The organism is Streptomyces sp. NPDC025793 (assembly GCF_055558375.1).
Genome location: NZ_JBVHMR010000005.1, coordinates 406,498 through 422,239 on the forward strand (window position 1 = coordinate 406,498; position 15,742 = coordinate 422,239).

General features: G+C 70.9%; 16 protein-coding genes. 4 read left to right on the plus strand and 12 right to left on the minus strand.

The genetic code is table 11. The annotated features are described in order from the left end of the window. Nucleotides 1-184: 184 nt before the first annotated feature. Both ACZ4MF_RS14140 and ACZ4MF_RS14145 read right to left on the minus strand, forming a co-directional pair. On the minus strand, nt 185-1,516 hold the full coding sequence (locus ACZ4MF_RS14140; protein ID WP_467492271.1) for a class I SAM-dependent RNA methyltransferase: 1,332 nt from the start codon (nt 1,514-1,516) through the stop codon (nt 185-187). Nucleotides 1,517-1,640: 124 nt separating this feature from the next. Next, the gene (locus tag ACZ4MF_RS14145; RefSeq protein WP_467492272.1) at nt 1,641-3,716 is read right to left on the minus strand and encodes an APC family permease; all 2,076 of its coding nucleotides are present in this window, start codon (nt 3,714-3,716) and stop codon (nt 1,641-1,643) included. Between the two features lie 161 nt (nt 3,717-3,877). Between ACZ4MF_RS14145 and ACZ4MF_RS14150 the strand changes: the two genes are divergently transcribed. The 3 genes from ACZ4MF_RS14150 (at nt 3,878) to ACZ4MF_RS14160 (ending at nt 5,570) form a co-directional block, all read left to right on the plus strand. Next, the gene (locus ACZ4MF_RS14150; protein WP_256256021.1) at nt 3,878-4,006 is read left to right on the plus strand and encodes a hypothetical protein; all 129 of its coding nucleotides are present in this window, start codon (nt 3,878-3,880) and stop codon (nt 4,004-4,006) included. A 221-nt stretch (nt 4,007-4,227) separates the two neighbouring features. Continuing rightward, the gene (locus ACZ4MF_RS14155; protein ID WP_356021493.1) at nt 4,228-4,899 is read left to right on the plus strand and encodes a potassium channel family protein; all 672 of its coding nucleotides are present in this window, start codon (nt 4,228-4,230) and stop codon (nt 4,897-4,899) included. Further along, on the plus strand, nt 4,899-5,570 hold the full coding sequence (locus tag ACZ4MF_RS14160; RefSeq protein ID WP_356021491.1) for a potassium channel family protein: 672 nt from the start codon (nt 4,899-4,901) through the stop codon (nt 5,568-5,570). The genes ACZ4MF_RS14155 and ACZ4MF_RS14160 overlap by 1 nt, the downstream gene beginning before the upstream one ends. Before the next feature lie 88 nt (nt 5,571-5,658). Here the strand turns inward: ACZ4MF_RS14160 and ACZ4MF_RS14165 are convergent, their stop codons facing one another. The 7 genes from ACZ4MF_RS14165 to ACZ4MF_RS14195 form a co-directional block, all read right to left on the minus strand. Next, complete coding sequence (locus ACZ4MF_RS14165) at nt 5,659-6,429, minus strand: DUF3159 domain-containing protein (protein ID WP_467492273.1); 771 nt, start codon at nt 6,427-6,429, stop codon at nt 5,659-5,661. 3 nt (nt 6,430-6,432) lie between these two features. Beyond that, on the minus strand, nt 6,433-6,831 hold the full coding sequence (locus ACZ4MF_RS14170) for an OB-fold nucleic acid binding domain-containing protein (RefSeq protein WP_467492274.1): 399 nt from the start codon (nt 6,829-6,831) through the stop codon (nt 6,433-6,435). A gap of 73 nt (nt 6,832-6,904) precedes the next feature. Next, the gene (locus tag ACZ4MF_RS14175; protein WP_467492275.1) at nt 6,905-7,591 is read right to left on the minus strand and encodes a response regulator; all 687 of its coding nucleotides are present in this window, start codon (nt 7,589-7,591) and stop codon (nt 6,905-6,907) included. Then, entirely contained in the window at nt 7,588-10,143 is a 2,556-nt protein-coding gene (locus ACZ4MF_RS14180; RefSeq protein WP_467492276.1) for an ATP-binding protein, read from the minus strand. Before ACZ4MF_RS14180 ends, ACZ4MF_RS14175 begins: the two co-directional genes overlap by 4 nt. 168 nt (nt 10,144-10,311) lie before the next feature. Further along, the gene (locus ACZ4MF_RS14185; protein ID WP_071374222.1) at nt 10,312-11,070 is read right to left on the minus strand and encodes a DUF3710 domain-containing protein; all 759 of its coding nucleotides are present in this window, start codon (nt 11,068-11,070) and stop codon (nt 10,312-10,314) included. 1 nt (nt 11,071) lies between these two features. After that, the gene (gene dut / locus ACZ4MF_RS14190) at nt 11,072-11,623 is read right to left on the minus strand and encodes a dUTP diphosphatase (RefSeq protein WP_467492277.1); all 552 of its coding nucleotides are present in this window, start codon (nt 11,621-11,623) and stop codon (nt 11,072-11,074) included. Then, on the minus strand, nt 11,620-12,204 hold the full coding sequence (locus ACZ4MF_RS14195) for a PaaI family thioesterase (RefSeq protein WP_362822528.1): 585 nt from the start codon (nt 12,202-12,204) through the stop codon (nt 11,620-11,622). The genes dut and ACZ4MF_RS14195 overlap by 4 nt, the downstream gene beginning before the upstream one ends. 58 nt (nt 12,205-12,262) lie before the next feature. Here ACZ4MF_RS14195 and ACZ4MF_RS14200 point away from each other — a divergent pair, with 58 nt between their 5' ends. Further along, nucleotides 12,263-12,742, plus strand: coding sequence for a DUF3093 domain-containing protein (locus tag ACZ4MF_RS14200; protein ID WP_362822527.1), 480 nt, complete (start codon nt 12,263-12,265; stop codon nt 12,740-12,742). Nucleotides 12,743-12,879: 137 nt separating this feature from the next. Here ACZ4MF_RS14200 and ACZ4MF_RS14205 read toward each other — a convergent pair whose 3' ends face one another. The 3 genes from ACZ4MF_RS14205 to ACZ4MF_RS14215 form a co-directional block, all read right to left on the minus strand. After that, a complete protein-coding gene (locus tag ACZ4MF_RS14205; protein WP_467492278.1) occupies nt 12,880-13,794 on the minus strand; it encodes a hypothetical protein in 915 nt (304 codons plus the stop codon). A 13-nt stretch (nt 13,795-13,807) separates the two neighbouring features. Further along, a complete protein-coding gene (locus ACZ4MF_RS14210; protein WP_071374226.1) occupies nt 13,808-14,104 on the minus strand; it encodes a DUF4193 domain-containing protein in 297 nt (98 codons plus the stop codon). A 390-nt stretch (nt 14,105-14,494) separates the two neighbouring features. Then, on the minus strand, nt 14,495-15,742 hold the full coding sequence (locus tag ACZ4MF_RS14215; RefSeq protein ID WP_467492279.1) for a sensor histidine kinase: 1,248 nt from the start codon (nt 15,740-15,742) through the stop codon (nt 14,495-14,497).

The window sequence follows — 15,742 nt, forward strand, 5'->3', positions numbered from 1 at the left end:
GTGCTGCGCCTCACCGGCCCCTCGGTCACCGCAGGCCCCGTTCCCCGCAGGGTCGCCGCCCTGCTCGCACCGCCCCACCGCGGCGCCCGCGCACGGCCCCTCGTCCCGGCACTCACCGCACTTCTCGTGGCCACGGCCCCTCCACCGGGCGGGCGCGTCCCGCAGGGGCGGCGCCCGCCGCAGCTCAGGATCCCTTGGCGGCCGGCTCAAGGATCGCCACGCACTCCACGTGATGCGTCATCGGAAACAGATCGAACGCCCGCAGCGTCCGCACCCGGTAGCCGCCGTCGCGGAAGTACCCCAGGTCGCGGGCCAGCGCAGCGGGATCGCAGGCGACGTAGGCGATGCGGCGGGCGCCGAGGGAGGTGAGGTGGGCCACCGTACCGCGGCCCGCGCCGGCGCGCGGGGGATCGAGGACGATCAGGTCGACCTCGGTGATGCCCGTGCGCGGGAGGACCGATTCGACCTTGCCCTGTTCGACGCGGACGCGGGGGAACTCGGCGAGGTTGTGGCGGGCGTCCTCGACCGCTCGTTTGCCGGACTCGATGCCGAGGACCGCGCCCTTCTCGCCGAGGCGGTCGGCCAACGCCCCCGCGAACAGGCCCACTCCGCAGTAGAGGTCCAGGGCCGTCTCGCCCTTGCGGGGCAGCAGGCCCTGCATGACGGCGGTCACCAGGGTGTCGGCCGCCTTCGGGTGGACCTGCCAGAAGCCGCCGTTGCCGACGCGGTGGGTACGGCCGTCCGCGCGTTCGCGGACGAAGGGGCGGCCGTGGACGCGGTGCACGCCCCCCGACTTCTCGTCGACGCGCAGGACCGAGACCGGCTTGTCCAGTTCGACCAGGGGGAGGCGGGCGCCCGGGCGCGGGGTCAGGATGACCTGGCGGTCCTGGGAGCCCGTCGCCGCGATGGCCTCGACCGACTCCATGCCGGTCCAGTCCCGCCGCTCGATGCCCAGCTCGGACACCCCGGCCGCCGCGATCATGCAGTGGTCGATGTGCTCGACCTCGTGCGAGCGGTGGCGGCGCAGGCCCGCCTGCCCCGTCGCGGCGTCCACGGCGTACTGGACGCGGGTGCGCCACTGCGGGACCTCGCCCGCGGGCAGCTTGTCGCCCTCCGCCGGCATCACCGTGCCGTCCCAGCCGGCCTCCTCGGGCGTGAGGCCCGCGAGCCGCTGGAGCTGCTCGGCGATCACCTCGCCCTTCAGCCGGCGCTGGGCGCCCGGCTTGGCGTGCTGCCAGTCGCAGCCACCGCAGCGGCCGGGGCCGGCGAAGGGGCAGGGGGCCTCGACGCGGTCCTTGGAGGGCTCCAGGATCTCGACGGCGTCCGCGCGCAGGAAACGCGCGCCCTCCTCGCCCTCCGTCACCCGGGCCAGCACCCGCTCGCCCGGCAGCGTGTGCCGGACGAACAGCACCTGGCCCTCGGCCGTGCGGGCGATGCAGTGGCCGCCGTGGGCGACGGGGCCGATCTCGACCTCGTACTCCTCGCCCACCAGCGACTTCGTCGGTTCTGCCTGCATGGCGGGGTGACTCCAGATCCAGAAGGGGAAGCGGCCGCAAACGGGTGGGCCGGACAACAGCCCACCAGTCTACGGCCTCGCCGCTCCCCCTCGGTCCGAGGCGGCCGACGCCATCGACGCCGCCTCAGTCCTTCGCCGCCGGGGACTCCTTCGCCGCCGAGGTCGCCTTGGCCCGCTCCGCCGCCGGCCCCCGCCGCACCGCGCCCGGCGCGCTCCACTCCTGGCGCCTGCGGGCGCGCAGCTTGGCCGCCTCGGAGGACGCCAGCTGGTACGGGACGGAGGTGACCATCACGCCGGGCGTGAAGAGCAGGCGGCCCTTCAGGCGCAGGGCGCTCTGGTTGTGCAGCAGGTGCTCGTACCAGTGACCGACCACGTACTCGGGGATGATCACCGACACCGCGTCCCGCGGCGACTCCGCGCGCAGGCTCTTCACGTACTCGATCACCGGGCGCGTGACCTCGCGGTACGGCGAGTCCAGGACCTTCAGCGGCACGTCGATGCCGCGCCGCTCCCACTCCTCGCGCAGCGCCTTGGTCTCCGCCGCGTCGACGTTGACCGTGAGCGCCTCCAGGGTGTCCGAGCGCATCAGCCGGGCGTAGGCCAGGGCGCGCAGCGTGGGACGGTGGATCTTCGAGATCAGCACCACCGAGCGCACCCGCGACGGGCGGGTCAGGTCGTCGTCGGCGTCAGGGGTCTCGGGGGCGGCGATCTCCTCGGCCACGCGGTCGTAGTGCCTGCGGATCGCGGTCATCGTCGCGTAGAAGATGCACATGCCCATCAGGGCGACCCAGGCGCCGTGCGTGAACTTGGTGACGAGGACGACGACGAGCACCAGGCCGGTGAAGAAGGCACCGAAGGCGTTGATCGCGCGGGAGCGCATCATGTGGCGGCGCTTGGCGTCGTCCGTCTCGGTCGCCAGGTGGCGGTTCCAGTGCCGGACCATGCCGGTCTGGCTGAGCGTGAAGGACACGAACACGCCGACGATGTACAGCTGGATCAGCCGCGTGGAGTCCGCGCCGTAGATGATCGTCAGCAGGCTCGCCGCGCCCGCGAGCAGCACGATGCCGTTCGAGAAGGCGAGGCGGTCGCCGCGGGTGTGCAGCTGGCGCGGGAGGTAGCGGTCCTGGGCGAGGATCGAGCCGAGCAGCGGGAAGCCGTTGTACGCCGTGTTCGCCGCGAGGAAGAGCACCAGCGCCGTCGCCGCCGCCAGCAGCACGAACAGGAAGCTGCCCTTGCCGAAGACCGCCTCGGCGACCTGGGAGATCACCGGGTTCTGGACGTATCCGGAGCCGAGGGGCACGCCGTTCCGGATGAGGTCGGTGGCCGGGTTCTCGGCCATGCGGACCTTGGTCGTCATGGCGAGGGCGATGATGCCGCAGAACATGGTGACGGCGAGCAGGCCCATCATCGCGAGGGTCGTCGCCGCGTTCTTCGACTTGGGCTTGCGGAAGGCCGGGACGCCGTTGGAGATGGCCTCCACGCCGGTGAGCGCGGCACAGCCGGAGGAGAAGGCGCGCAGCAGCAGGAAGACGAGCGCGAAGCCGGCCAGACCCTGGTGTTCGGCCTTGATGTGGAAGTCGGCCGTGGGGGCGCGCATGGCGTCGCCGAGGACCAGGCCGCGGAAGGCACCCCAGGCGATCATCACGAAGACGCCGCCGACGAACACGTACGTCGGGATCGCGAAGAGCTTGCCGGACTCCTTGACGCCGCGCAGGTTCATCAGCGTCAGCAGCACGATCACGGCGACCGCGCACAGCACCTTGTGCTGCACCACGAACGGCACCGCGGAGCCGAGGTTCTCGATGCCGGAGGCGATGGACACGGCGACGGTGAGGACGTAGTCGACGAGCAGGGCGCTGGCCACGGTCAGACCCGCCTTGGGGCCCAGGTTGGTGGTGGCGACCTCGTAGTCGCCGCCGCCGCTCGGGTACGCGTGGACGTTCTGCCGGTACGAGGCGACCACGGTGAACATCAGCACCACGACCGCGACCGCGATCCAGGGGCTGAAGTGGTACGCCGACACGCCCGCGATGGACAGGACCAGCAGCACCTCGCCGGGCGCGTAGGCGACGGAGGAGAGCGGGTCGGAGGCGAAGACGGGGAGTGCGATGCGCTTCGGCAGGAGCGTTTCGCCCAGCCGGTCACTGCGCAGTGCGCGCCCGATCAGGATCCGTTTGGGCACGTCGGTCAGTTTGGACACGACAGAGGATCGTAAGGGTTCGAACTGGCTGCCGCCCACCCGGCGTCATCGATCTGCCTCACGAGTGAAATCACGGGAGCGCGCGACTGCGGATTCCGTGGTCCGCGCGCTCCCCGTGCCTAGATGGCAAACCCCGCCCGTCATCGCACTTCGGAGGTTCCATGCCCGCTGTAGCGGAGCTGATCGGGGCGACACTCGCCCTCGTCGGCGTCGGAATCCTGACCCTGTGCAGCGTGCGCAGCATCACGCGTCGGCGTCCGCGTCAGGTGGTCGCCGACGCGGAGCGCTGACGCGCGTACACGTGATCAACACTCCGCACACACGTGATCAACACCATGCACACCCATGATCAACGCTCTGTATGTGCTTGATCATCACCCCGTACACAGGTCGTACACGGCCCTGCCGACCGCACGGGGGTAGCCAACCCCTCGGCGCCGCTGTGTAGCTTTGGGCGTCGGTCTGAGACCCTGAGGCCGAGCAGTAACTTTTGGACACCGGAAGGACGGTCGTGCACATCGTCATCATGGGCTGCGGAAGAGTGGGTTCCGCACTCGCCCAGACCCTGGAGCAACAGGGCCACACGGTCGCAGTGATCGACCAGGACCCCACCGCCTTCCGTCGGCTGGGCCCCGGTTTCGGGGGCCGCCGGGTCACCGGCGTCGGCTTCGACCAGGACACCCTGCGCGAGGCGGGCATCGAGGAGGCCGGTGCCTTCGCCGCCGTCTCCAGCGGTGACAACTCCAACATCATCTCCGCGCGCGTGGCCCGCGAGATGTTCGGCGTCGAGAACGTGGCCGCCCGCATCTACGACCCCCGCCGCGCGGAGGTCTACCAGCGCCTGGGCATCCCCACCGTGGCCACGGTGCGCTGGACCGCCGACCAGATGCTGCGCCGGCTGCTGCCGTCGGGCGCCGAGCCGCTGTGGCGCGACCCGACCGGCGGCGTGCAGCTCGCCGAGGTGCACGCGTCGGCGAAGTGGGTCGGCCACAAGATCAGCAGGCTCCAGGAGGAGACGGGCGTCCGCGTGGCGTTCCTGACCCGCCTGGGCGAGGCGATCCTGCCGAGCTCGCAGACCGTGCTGCAGGAGGGCGACCTCGTGCACGTGATGATGCGGACGGACGACGTGGCCAAGGTCGAAGCCGCCTTCGCCCAGGGCCCCGAAGAGGAGGGCGGTCACTGATGAGGGTCGCCATTGCCGGAGCCGGCGCCGTCGGCCGCTCGATCGCGGGCGAACTGCTGGAGAACGGCCACGAGGTCCTGCTCGTCGACAAGGCCCCGACCGCCATCTCGGTGGAGCGGGTGCCGCAGGCGGAGTGGCTGCTGGCCGACGCCTGCGAGATCACGTCCCTGGACGAGGCGGCGCTCCAGCGCTGCAACGTCGTCATCGCCGCGACCGGCGACGACAAGGTCAACCTGGTGGTCTCGCTGCTCGCCAAGACGGAGTACGGCGTCCCGCGCGTCGTCGCCCGCGTCAACAACCCCAAGAACGAGTGGCTGTTCAACGAGGCCTGGGGTGTGGACGTGGCCGTCTCCACCCCGCGTCTGATGTCCGCCCTGGTCGAGGAGGCGGTGAGCGTCGGCGACCTGGTCCGGCTGCTCCGCTTCAGCCACGGCGACGCCAACCTCGTCGAGCTGACCCTGCCCGAGGAGTCGGCCCTGGCCGGCACCCAGGTCGGCGAGGTCCAGTGGCCGGAGGACACCTCGCTGGTCACGATCATCCGCGGCACCCGGGTCCTGACCCCGTCCGGGGAGGACTCCCTGGAGGCCGGTGACGAACTCCTCTTCGTGGCCGCTCAGGCCCGGGAGGAACAGCTGGAGGAACTGCTGTCGGTGCGGCGCGAAGAGAGCTGACCGCACAGGAGAAGGGCGCCCCTGCTGCCAGGGGCGCCCTTTTTCGTCGTACGACCGCTGTCGTACGGCCGCTGGGTACGACCGACGTCTACGCGTCCCGGCGGTGCCGTCCGCCCGCCTGGTCGCCGCCGCCCTCGGCGGCCAGTGCGGCCTTGCGCTCCTTCTCCGCCTGCTCCTCCGCCTCCATCTCCGCGAACACGTCGATCGGCGCGGGGGCCTTCACGAGGAAGACCCAGGTGAGCCAGACGGCCAGCAGGAAGGGCGGGATCTTCAGGGCGACCAGGATCCAGCCGAGCTTGGTGGTGTCCGACCACCAGTACAGCGGGAAGAGGATCGCGCACTTGGCGAGCAGGATCAGGCCCCAGGCCCAACTGGCCTTCGCATAGGCCTTCTTGCGGCCGGGGTTGCGGGTGCGCCAGGAGAGGTTCTCCTTGAAGACCGGGCCCAGGATGAGGCCGAGCAGGGGCACACCGGCGAGGGTCGTGACGATGTACGCCAGCGCCAGGCCCAGCGTGTAGAGCATGCCGGGGAGGTAGAAGTCCTTGGCGTTGCCGGTGAACATCGCGAAGACGACGCCGAAGGCCACGCCGAAGACACCGCTGAAGGCGTGCTTGACGGTGTCCTTCATGGCCAGCCGGACCACGACCAGGACCAGGGAGACGATCAGCGCGGCGATGGCCGACACGTGCAGGTTCTTGTCGATCGTGAAGATCGCGACGAAGAGCAGGCCCGGCACGACCGTCTCGACCATGCCGCGGACCCCGCCGAACGCCTCGAACAGCGCGGCCTCGGTCACCGCCCGGGCGTCGTCGGTCTGCGCCTGACCGGTGTCTTCGGTCGGCTTGTCGAGGGACGTCACCGGCTACTCCCGTCCGAGGGGTCGCAGTTCGTATTTCGGGTTGAACAGCACCCGGCGGCCCCGGCTCATCGAGATCCGGCCCGATGCGATCAGCTTGCGCCCCGGTTCTATGCCCACGATGGAACGCCTGCCGAGCCACACCACGTCCAGCGCCGCGGAGCCGTCGAACAGCTCGGCCTCCAGGGCCGGGACTCCGGCACGCGGACGCAGGGTGACCGTGCGCAAGGTACCAGTTACGGTGACGATCTGCCGGTCCTGGCAGTCGCCGATCCTGGTGCAGCCGGCGGTGTGGGCGTCTTCCCGCAGTTCCTCGGACTCCAGGTCCTCCTGCGACGAGGACAGCCGGTCGAGCATGCGCCGGAACCGGCCTGCCGGCTTTTCGGAACGGGGAACAGCACTCATACCTGAAGCGTACCGGGGTGGACCGACACCGCCGTAGCCCCGCTCACTACGACCGCCTCACTTCTCGACTGCCTCATTTCTCGAACCGGTACCCCATCCCGGGCTCGGTGATGAAGTGCTTCGGGTGTGACGGGTCCGTCTCCAGCTTGCGGCGCAGCTGGGCCATGTACACGCGCAGGTAGTTGGTCTCGGTGCCGTACGACGGCCCCCACACCTCCTGGAGCAGCTGCCGCTGGCTGACCAGGCGGCCGGTGTTGCGGACCAGCACCTCCAGCAGATGCCACTCGGTCGGGGTGAGCCGGACGTCCTTGCCGGCGCGGTTGACCTTCTTGGCGGCCAGGTCGACGGTGAAGCCGTCGGTCTCCACGGTCGTCAGGTCCTCCTCGCCGGGCCCGACCGGTTCGGCCCGCCGCACGGAGGCCCGCAGCCGGGCCAGCAGCTCGTCCATGCCGAAGGGCTTGGTGACGTAGTCGTCGGCGCCGGCGTCGAGCGCCTCGACCTTCTCGTCGGAGGAGTGCCGGGCGGACAGCACCAGGATGGGCACGCGGGTCCAGCCGCGCAGGCCCTTGATCACCTCGACGCCGTCCATGTCGGGCAGGCCCAGGTCGAGCACGACGACGTCGGGGTGGCGGGAGGCGGCGAGTTCGAGGGCGGTGCGGCCGTCGGGAGCCGCGTCGACCTCGTACTTGCGCGCCTTGAGGTTGATCACGAGGGCGCGCACGATCTGCGGCTCGTCGTCGACCACGAGCACCCGGGTCATAGGGTCTGCCTTTCTGGTTCTGCGAGGTCCCGGCCCGTCGGGAGGGCCCCTGGACGTGATCCTGCCGCGCGGAGGCTGAGGACCATGGTGAGTCCCCCGCCCGGCGTGTCCTCTGCGTTGAGGGTGCCGCCCATGGCCTCCGCGAAGCCCCGGGCGACGGCGAGCCCGAGCCCGACGCCCGCGCCGCGCGGAGCGTCGCCGTAGCGCTGGAAGGGCTCGAATATCCGGTCCTTCGCCCCGTCCGGCACGCCCGGCCCGCGGTCCACCACACGGACCTCGACGCGGTCGGCTATCGCGCTCGCGGAGACGAGCACACGCCGTCCGCGCGGGCTGTACTTGACGGCGTTCTCGACCAGGTTGGCCACGGACCGCTCCAGCAGCCCGGGGTCGACCGCGACCATCGGCAGCGTCTCGGGGACCTCCAGCTCGACGCTGTCCTCGGGCACGCCGACCAGGGCCATCGGGACCACCTCGTCCACGTCGATCTCGCGGATGATCGGCGTGACCGTGCCGGTCTGGAGGCGGGACATGTCGAGGAGGTTGCCGACCAGGTGGTCGAGGCGGTCGGCGCCCTCCTCGATGCCCTCCAGCAGCTCCGCCCGGTCCTCCTCGGACCAGGCCACGTCGTCGGAGCGCAGCGAGGAGACGGCGGCCTTGATGCCCGCCAGCGGGGTGCGCAGGTCGTGGCTGACGGCGGCGAGCAGGGCGGTGCGGATGCGGTTGCCCTCGGCGAGCGTGCGGGCCTGGTCGGCCTCCTCCTGAAGGCGCTTGCGGTCCAGGGCGACCGCGGCCTGCGCGGCGAAGGCCGCGAGCACGCGCTGGTCCTCGGCGGGCAGCACCCGGCCGGTGAGCGCGAGCGCCATGTGGTCGCCGACGGGCATGTCGACGTCGGCGTCCTCGGGCCGCCGAAGCGGGCGCCCGAACCCGGCACGGCCGGCGCAGGTCCACGGCGCGACGTCGCCGGCCCGCTCCAGCAGCGCGGCGGACTCCATGCCGAAGGTCTCCCGGACCCGCTCCAGCAGTTCCTCCAGGCTGGTCTCGCCGCGCAGCACGTTCCCGGCGAGGAAGGAGAGGATCTCCGACTCGGCGCGCAGCCGGGCTGCCTGGTGGGTGCGCCGGGCGGCGAGGTCCACCACCGAGGCCACCGACACCGCGACGCACAGGAAGATCACTATGGCGACGATGTTCTTGGGGTCGGCGATGGTCCACTTGTGCAGCGGCGGTGTGTAGAAGTAGTTCAGCAGCAGCGAGCCGAAGGCCACCGAGGCCAGGGCGGGCAGCAGGCCGCCGAGCAGGGCCGACGCGACCGTGACCGTCAGGAAGAGCAGCATGTCGTTGGCGAGGCCGACGTCGACGCTGTTCAGCAGCACCGCCAGCGCTGCCGGGCCGCCGAGTCCGGCGAGCCAGCCCGAGACGATCCGGGCCCGCCCGAGCCGGGCGCCCCGGGTCACGGGCAGTCCGCGGCCCTTGGCGACCTCCTCGTGGGTGACGATGTGCACGTCGAGGTCGGGGCCGGACTCCCGGGCGACCGTGGCGCCGACGCCGGGCCCGAAGACGTACTGCCATGCCTTGCGGCGCGAGGAGCCGAGGACGATCTGGGTGGCGTTGACGCCACGCGCGAAGTCGAGCAGGGCGGCCGGTATGTCGTCGCCGATCACATGGTGGAAGGTGCCGCCCAGGTCCTCCACGAGGGTGCGCTGGACGGCCAGCTCCTTCGGGGAGCCCGAGGTCAGGCCGTCGCTGCGGGCGATGTAGACGGCGAGCACCTCGCCGCCGGCGCCCTTCTCGGCGAGCCGGGCGGCGCGGCGTATCAGGGTGCGTCCCTCGGGGCCGCCGGTCAGGCCGACCACGATCCGCTCGCGCGAACCCCAGATCTTGGAGACCCGGTGCTCGCTGCGGTAGGCGTTGAGGTACTCGTCGACCCGGTCGGCCACCCACAGCAGCGCCAGCTCCCGCAGGGCGGTGAGGTTTCCGGGGCGGAAGTAGTTGGACAGGGCCGCGTCGACCTTGTCGGGCTGGTAGATGTTGCCGTGGGCCATCCGGCGGCGCAGGGCCTGCGGGGACATGTCGACCAGCTCGATCTGCTCGGCCCGGCGTACGACCTCGTCCGGGACGGTCTCGCGCTGGCGCACCCCGGTGATCGACTCGACCACGTCGCCGAGTGATTCCAGGTGCTGGATGTTGACGGTCGAGATCACGTCGATGCCGGCGGCGAGCAGTTCCTCGACGTCCTGCCAGCGCTTGGCGTTGCGCGAGCCGGGGACATTGGTGTGGGCGAGTTCGTCCACCAGGGCGACGGCGGGCGCCCGGCGCAGCACGGCGTCGACGTCCATCTCGTCGAAGACGGCGTCCCGGTACTCCAGCTTCTTGCGCCGGATCTGCTCCAGTCCGTGCAGCATCACCTCGGTGCGCGGCCGGTCGTGGTGTTCCACGAAGGCCACGACGCAGTCGGTGCCACGCTCCACACGGCGGTGCGCCTCGGAGAGCATGGCGTAGGTCTTGCCCACACCCGGTGCCGCGCCGAGGTAGATCCGAAGTTTGCCGCGTGCCATGGCTCCATTGTCTTCCGGTGACTGCTGCCTACGCAGCGTCGACCTTACGGCCAACGATGCGGACAAAGGGGACGAGGGCCGGGTCAAGGGGGGTCTTTGACGCAATTCTGATGGCGAACGAAACGGGCCGCGCCCGGAAGGGCGCGGCCCGTACGAGAACTGCTGCGATCAGCGAACTTCGGTGATCTCCGGCCCACGCTGCAGTTGGTCGACGCCGCCCGAGAAGCGGGACTCGTCCTGCTGCACGCCCTCGGGGACCATCTGCGCGTCGTTGGGCAGCTTGAGGACGATGGGGTCGCGGGGTGCCATCGGGCCCTCGCCGCGGACCACGACCGTGTCGCGGAAGATCTGCTCCAGCAGCCCTGCGGCCTGCGGCTGCACGGCGCCCTGGCCGGAGATCACGCCGCGCAGGAACCAGCGCGGGCCGTCCACGCCGACGAACCGCACGACCTGGAAGCCGCCGGTGCCGTCGGGCAGCTGCACCGGCACCTGGGCCCGCAGCTCCCAGCCGAGGGGGCCCTCGACCTCGTCGACGATGCCACCCTGCTGGGTGATGCCGGCCCCGATCTCCTCGCGGACCTCGCCCCAGATACCCTCGCGCTTGGGCGCGGCGAAGGCCTGGAGCTGGACCGCGCTGTCGCGCAGCACGACCGTCGCGGCGACGATCGCGTCACCGGCGACCTCGACCCGCAGTTCCATGCCGTCGACGCCCGGGATGAACATCCCGCCGAGGTCCACGCGGCCCTCGCCCGGGTCGCTCACCTCTTCGCTGTCCCAGGGCCCCTCGGGCCGGGGCCCGGGCTCCAGCCGTACGCGCTCGGCCGGCTCCTCGTTCTCGTCCGCCTCGGTGTCGACGCTGTCGACGACCTGCTCGGCCTCGCCGGCCGCGTCCTCGGCGGCACCCTTCTTCTTGCGACGTCCGAACACGTCACTGTCCTTCCCGGTCGGATACGACCGAAGCGTATCGATTCCCACCCGTCGGACCGCCTATGGCGGCCTGACTGCTTGTGCCGCTCTCGCCGCCCACCGCGGCATGGCCACCGGTGGACCCGAAGCCCCCTTCGGCCCGCGCCGAGCCGGGAAGTTCCGCCACCTCCTGGAAGCGGACCCTCTCGACCTGCTGGACGACCAGTTGGGCAATCCGGTCGAAGCGCTCGAACCGCACGGACTCGCGCGGGTCGAGATTCACCACGATCACCTTGATCTCCCCACGGTACCCGGCATCAACCGTCCCCGGGGCATTCACGAGGGCGACGCCGCAGCGGGCGGCGAGGCCGGATCGCGGGTGCACGAAGGCCGCGTACCCCTCCGGGAGGGCGATCGACACTCCCGTGGGCAGTACCGCCCGCTCGCCGGGCTGCAGCTCGCAACGCTCGGTGGTGCGCAGATCGGCCCCGGCGTCACCGGGATGCTCGTACGCCGGAAGCGGTACGTCGGGGTCGACGCGCCGGAGCAGGACGTCGAGGGGGCTGGGGCTCACGGGTTCACCTCGAAGGCGCGGGCGCGCCGGATCTGGTCCGGGTCGTTCATGGCGGCCCGGATCTCCTCCTGGCGGCCGTGGTCGACGAAGTGGTCGACCTTCACCTCGATGAAGAGGGCGTCGGCGCGGACGGCGACGGGCCCGTCGGGGCCGCCGATGCGCCCGACGGCCCTGGAGTAGATCTTCCGCCCGGCGACGGCGGTGACCTCGGCCGCGAGGTGGAGCGTGGTGCCCACCGGGACGGGCCGCGCGAAGTCGGTCTCCAGCCGGCCGGTGACGGCGATGGTGCGCAGCAGCCAGTTCAGCGAGCCGAGGGTCTCGTCCAGGGCCGTGGCCAGCACGCCGCCGTGCGCGAGGCCCGGGGCGCCCTGGTGGGCGGGCTGGACGGTGAACTCGGCGGTCAGCGAGACGCCCTCGCCGGCCCGTGCCTCCAGGTGCAGTCCGTGCGCCTGCCCGGGGCCACAACCGAAACAGTGTTCGTAGTGGGCACCGAGGAGTTCTCCGGGCGCGGGCGCGTCGGGGTGCCGTACCGGTTTCGAGGCGTCGGCAGGAGGCTGAAGGCTTGCGGAACTACCACTCACAGGCGCAGACCTTACCCGTCCGCCCGTCACCCCAGGATCCCGTGCCAAGCTTGGCGTCATGCAGCTCTCCGCCACCCCGTACGAAGAACGCCTCACCGCCCCGCGCTCGTGGTGGTTCATCAGCTTCCTGGTGGGCGTCTCGTTCGCCCTGATCCTGCTTCCGTTCGGCACGCTTCCGCTGCTCGGCGGTCTGGTCGGCGGTACGGCCGCGGCGGCGGTGGTCGCCAGCGCGTACGGGTCCCCGCGCATCCGTGTGGTGGGTGACTCGCTGATCGCGGGCGAGGCGAAGATCCCGGTGTCGGCACTGGGCACGTCGCAGGTGCTGGATGCGGAGGAGGCCCGCGCCTGGCGGACGTACAAGGCCGACACGCGCGCGTTCCTGCTGCTGCGCGCCTACATCCCGGGGGCCCTGCGGGTGGAGGTCACCGACCCCGCGGACCCGACGCCGTACCTGTACCTGTCCACGCGGGAGCCGGAGCAGCTGGCGGCGGCGATCGAGGCGGCGCGGACGGCGCACGCCCAGGGCTCGGGCGCCTAGGTGTACTCGGTCATGACTTTGAGTCGACGCGCGGGGGCCCCTCCCGCGCGAACGAAGCCGAGCGTGGCGAAGTCGGCGACCGACGACAACGCGGCCGGGCCCCTCCGGGGGACGTACCAGGCCTCGCACGGCAGGCCCTAGAGCTCTTCGAGCCCTTCGAGTCCCTCCAGGGGCTTCGCCGGCTCCTCCAGGGGCGGCAGCTCGGGCAGCTCGTCCCAGGGCACCTGGACCTTGCGCAGGTCGGTGCGGATGCGGGCGGCGAGCTTCTTGGTGTCCCGGCGGTTCATGGCCGCGCCGACCGCCGCGCCCACCATGAACGGCATGAGGTTGGGCAGGTCCCGCACCACGCGTTTCATGATCTGCTGGCGCAGCTCGCGCTTCATGTGGCCGCTCAGGGCGGCGTCGTACGTCGACGGCTTCAGCACGTCGATCCCGCGCTCCCCCGACCAGGAGGACAGATACGCGGTGCTCCGGGTCTTGAGGCCGCCCGGCGGGCGTACGCCGTAGACCTCGTGGAGCTCGGCGACGAGCTTCAGCTCGATGGCGGCGACCCCGGTGATCTCCGCGGCCAGTTCGGTGGGCATGGCGGGCGGCACCGGAAGCATCGCCGCGACGCCGACCCCGGCGCCGACCGTCGAGGTCCCGGCCGCCGCTCCGGCCACCAGTTTGTCGGCGAGCTCCTCGGGCCCGAGGCCGGGGAACTGCCTGCGCAGGGTCGCGAGGTCGCGTACGGGGACACGAGGGGCGATCTCGATGACCCGGTCCGCGAGGTACGCCAGACCCGCGCGAGCGCCCCTGCTGCCCTTACGGGCCCCTTCCCGGGCCAGGTCCCGGGCCTTGTCACGCATCACCGCGGCCCGTCGGGCGACGGGCGCGGGCTGCCGCCGCACCGGCGCCGGGTGGTCGGCCCGGTCGTCCACCGGTGCGAGCGAGGCTCCCCTTCCGGATGAGCCCCGCTCTTCTTCACGTGCGCCGTACGGGCCGTCGAACGGCCCTGAGTCCGCTTTCCGCAGAGGGAAGCGGCGCTTCCGGGGAGGGGTCGAGCCAGTCATGGCCGACCCGTCCTCAGTCGCAGTCGCGGCAGATCGGCTGACCGTTCTTCTCGCGGGCCAGCTGGCTGCGGTGGTGCACCAGGAAGCAGCTCATGCAGGTGAACTCGTCCTGCTGCTTCGGCAGGACCCGGACGGCCAGTTCCTCGTTCGAAAGGTCGGCGCCGGGCAGTTCGAGGCCTTCGGCGGCCTCGAACTCGTCGACGTCCACCGTGGAGGAGGTCTTGTCGTTCCGCCGGGCCTTCAGCTCTTCAAGGCTGTCGGAGTCGACATCGTCGTCGGTCTTGCGTGGAGTGTCGTAGTCGGTTGCCATATCGCTCTCCCCCTCTGGGTGTTTGCGGTGTCTCCAGCGCACGTAACGCGTGAGAGGCCGGACTTGTGCCCGACCTGAGGCGGAGATTTTGCCTCACATCAAGGTCTGTTACTCAATCGACACCCAACCCGACCTCTCAAGTGTGATCGGCTTGGATGGCGGTGAGGACCGTACACGGTCCGAATGGGGCACCTCAAAGGCGCCTCACCGTGTACTTCCCGTGATCAATAGCCCCGAAAACCCGGACTTTCCCGGCTTTCCACCATGTGTCATGATCACGGAGAGTGCATGGCCGAAAATCCGCCCATGTGATTGATCACACAGCAAGAACCTCGTGAGAGGTCCGGAAAATTCCGCGTAAAGCGAACACCCTCCGCGTGTGTCAATGGATCACAGCGGCAAGGTGACACGCATCACCAGGCCGCCGCCCTCGCGGGGCCGCGCCGCGATGTGCCCGCCGTGCGCCCGCGCCACGGAGCGGACGATGGACAGGCCGAGACCGACCCCCTTGTCGCTACCCGTACGCTCCGTGCGCAATCGCCGGAAGGGCTCGAACAGATTGTCGATCTCGTACGCGGGCACCACCGGCCCGGTGTTCGAGACCGTGAGCACCGCCTGCCCGTGCTCGATCTCGGTGGTCACCTCGACCCAGCCGCCCTCGGCCACGTTGTAGCGCACTGCGTTCTGCACGAGGTTCAACGCGATCCGCTCCAGCAGGACACCGTTGCCCTGCACCACGGCGGGCTTGCGCTCGCCGCGGATCTTCACGCCCTTCGCCTCGGCCTCGGCGTGCACCTGGTCGACGGCCTGGGTGGCGACCTCGGCCAGGTCGACCGGCCCCCGCTCGACGATCTGGTTGTCGCTGCGGGCGAGCAGCAGCAGGCCCTCGACCAACTGCTCGCTGCGCTCGTTGGTGGCGAGCAGGGTCTTGCCGAGCTGCTGGAGCTCCATCGGCGCGTTCGGGTCCGACAGGTGCACCTCAAGGAGCGTGCGGTTGATCGCGAGCGGGGTGCGCAGCTCGTGCGAGGCGTTGCCGACGAAGCGCTGCTGGGCCGTGAAGGCGCGCTGGAGCCGGTCCAGCATGTCGTCGAAGGTGTCGGCCAGCTCCTTCAGCTCGTCGTCCGGGCCGTCCAGCTCGATCCGGCGGGACAGGTCCGAGCCGGCCACCTGACGCGCGGTGCGGGTGATCCGGCCGAGCGGGGACAGCACGCGGCCGGCCATCGCGTAGCCGAACGCGAAGGCGATCACGGCGAGGCCCAGCAGGGCCAGCAGCGAGCGGCTGAGCAGGTCGTCCAGGGCGGCCTGGCGCTGCCCGTCGACGCACTGGCTGATCGCGTGGTTGAAGTCCGCGAGCGACAGGCTGGTGGTGTTGATCGCCGGGCAGTTGTCGCTGGAGACCTTCAGCTCCTGGAAGCTGACGATCTTGAACAGCGGCTGGTTGCCGGTGCTGATCGCCTGTGCGGCCAGCAGGTAGATGATCGACAACAGCAGGATGCCGGCGATCAGGAACATGCCGCCGTACAGCAGCGTGAGCCGTATGCGGATGGTGGGGCGCAGCCAGGGGAACGGGGGTTGCGGTCTCCTGGGGTCCCAGGTGGGCTTCGGTGGCGCCTGAGCGGGTGCGGGGGTCGCGGCCAT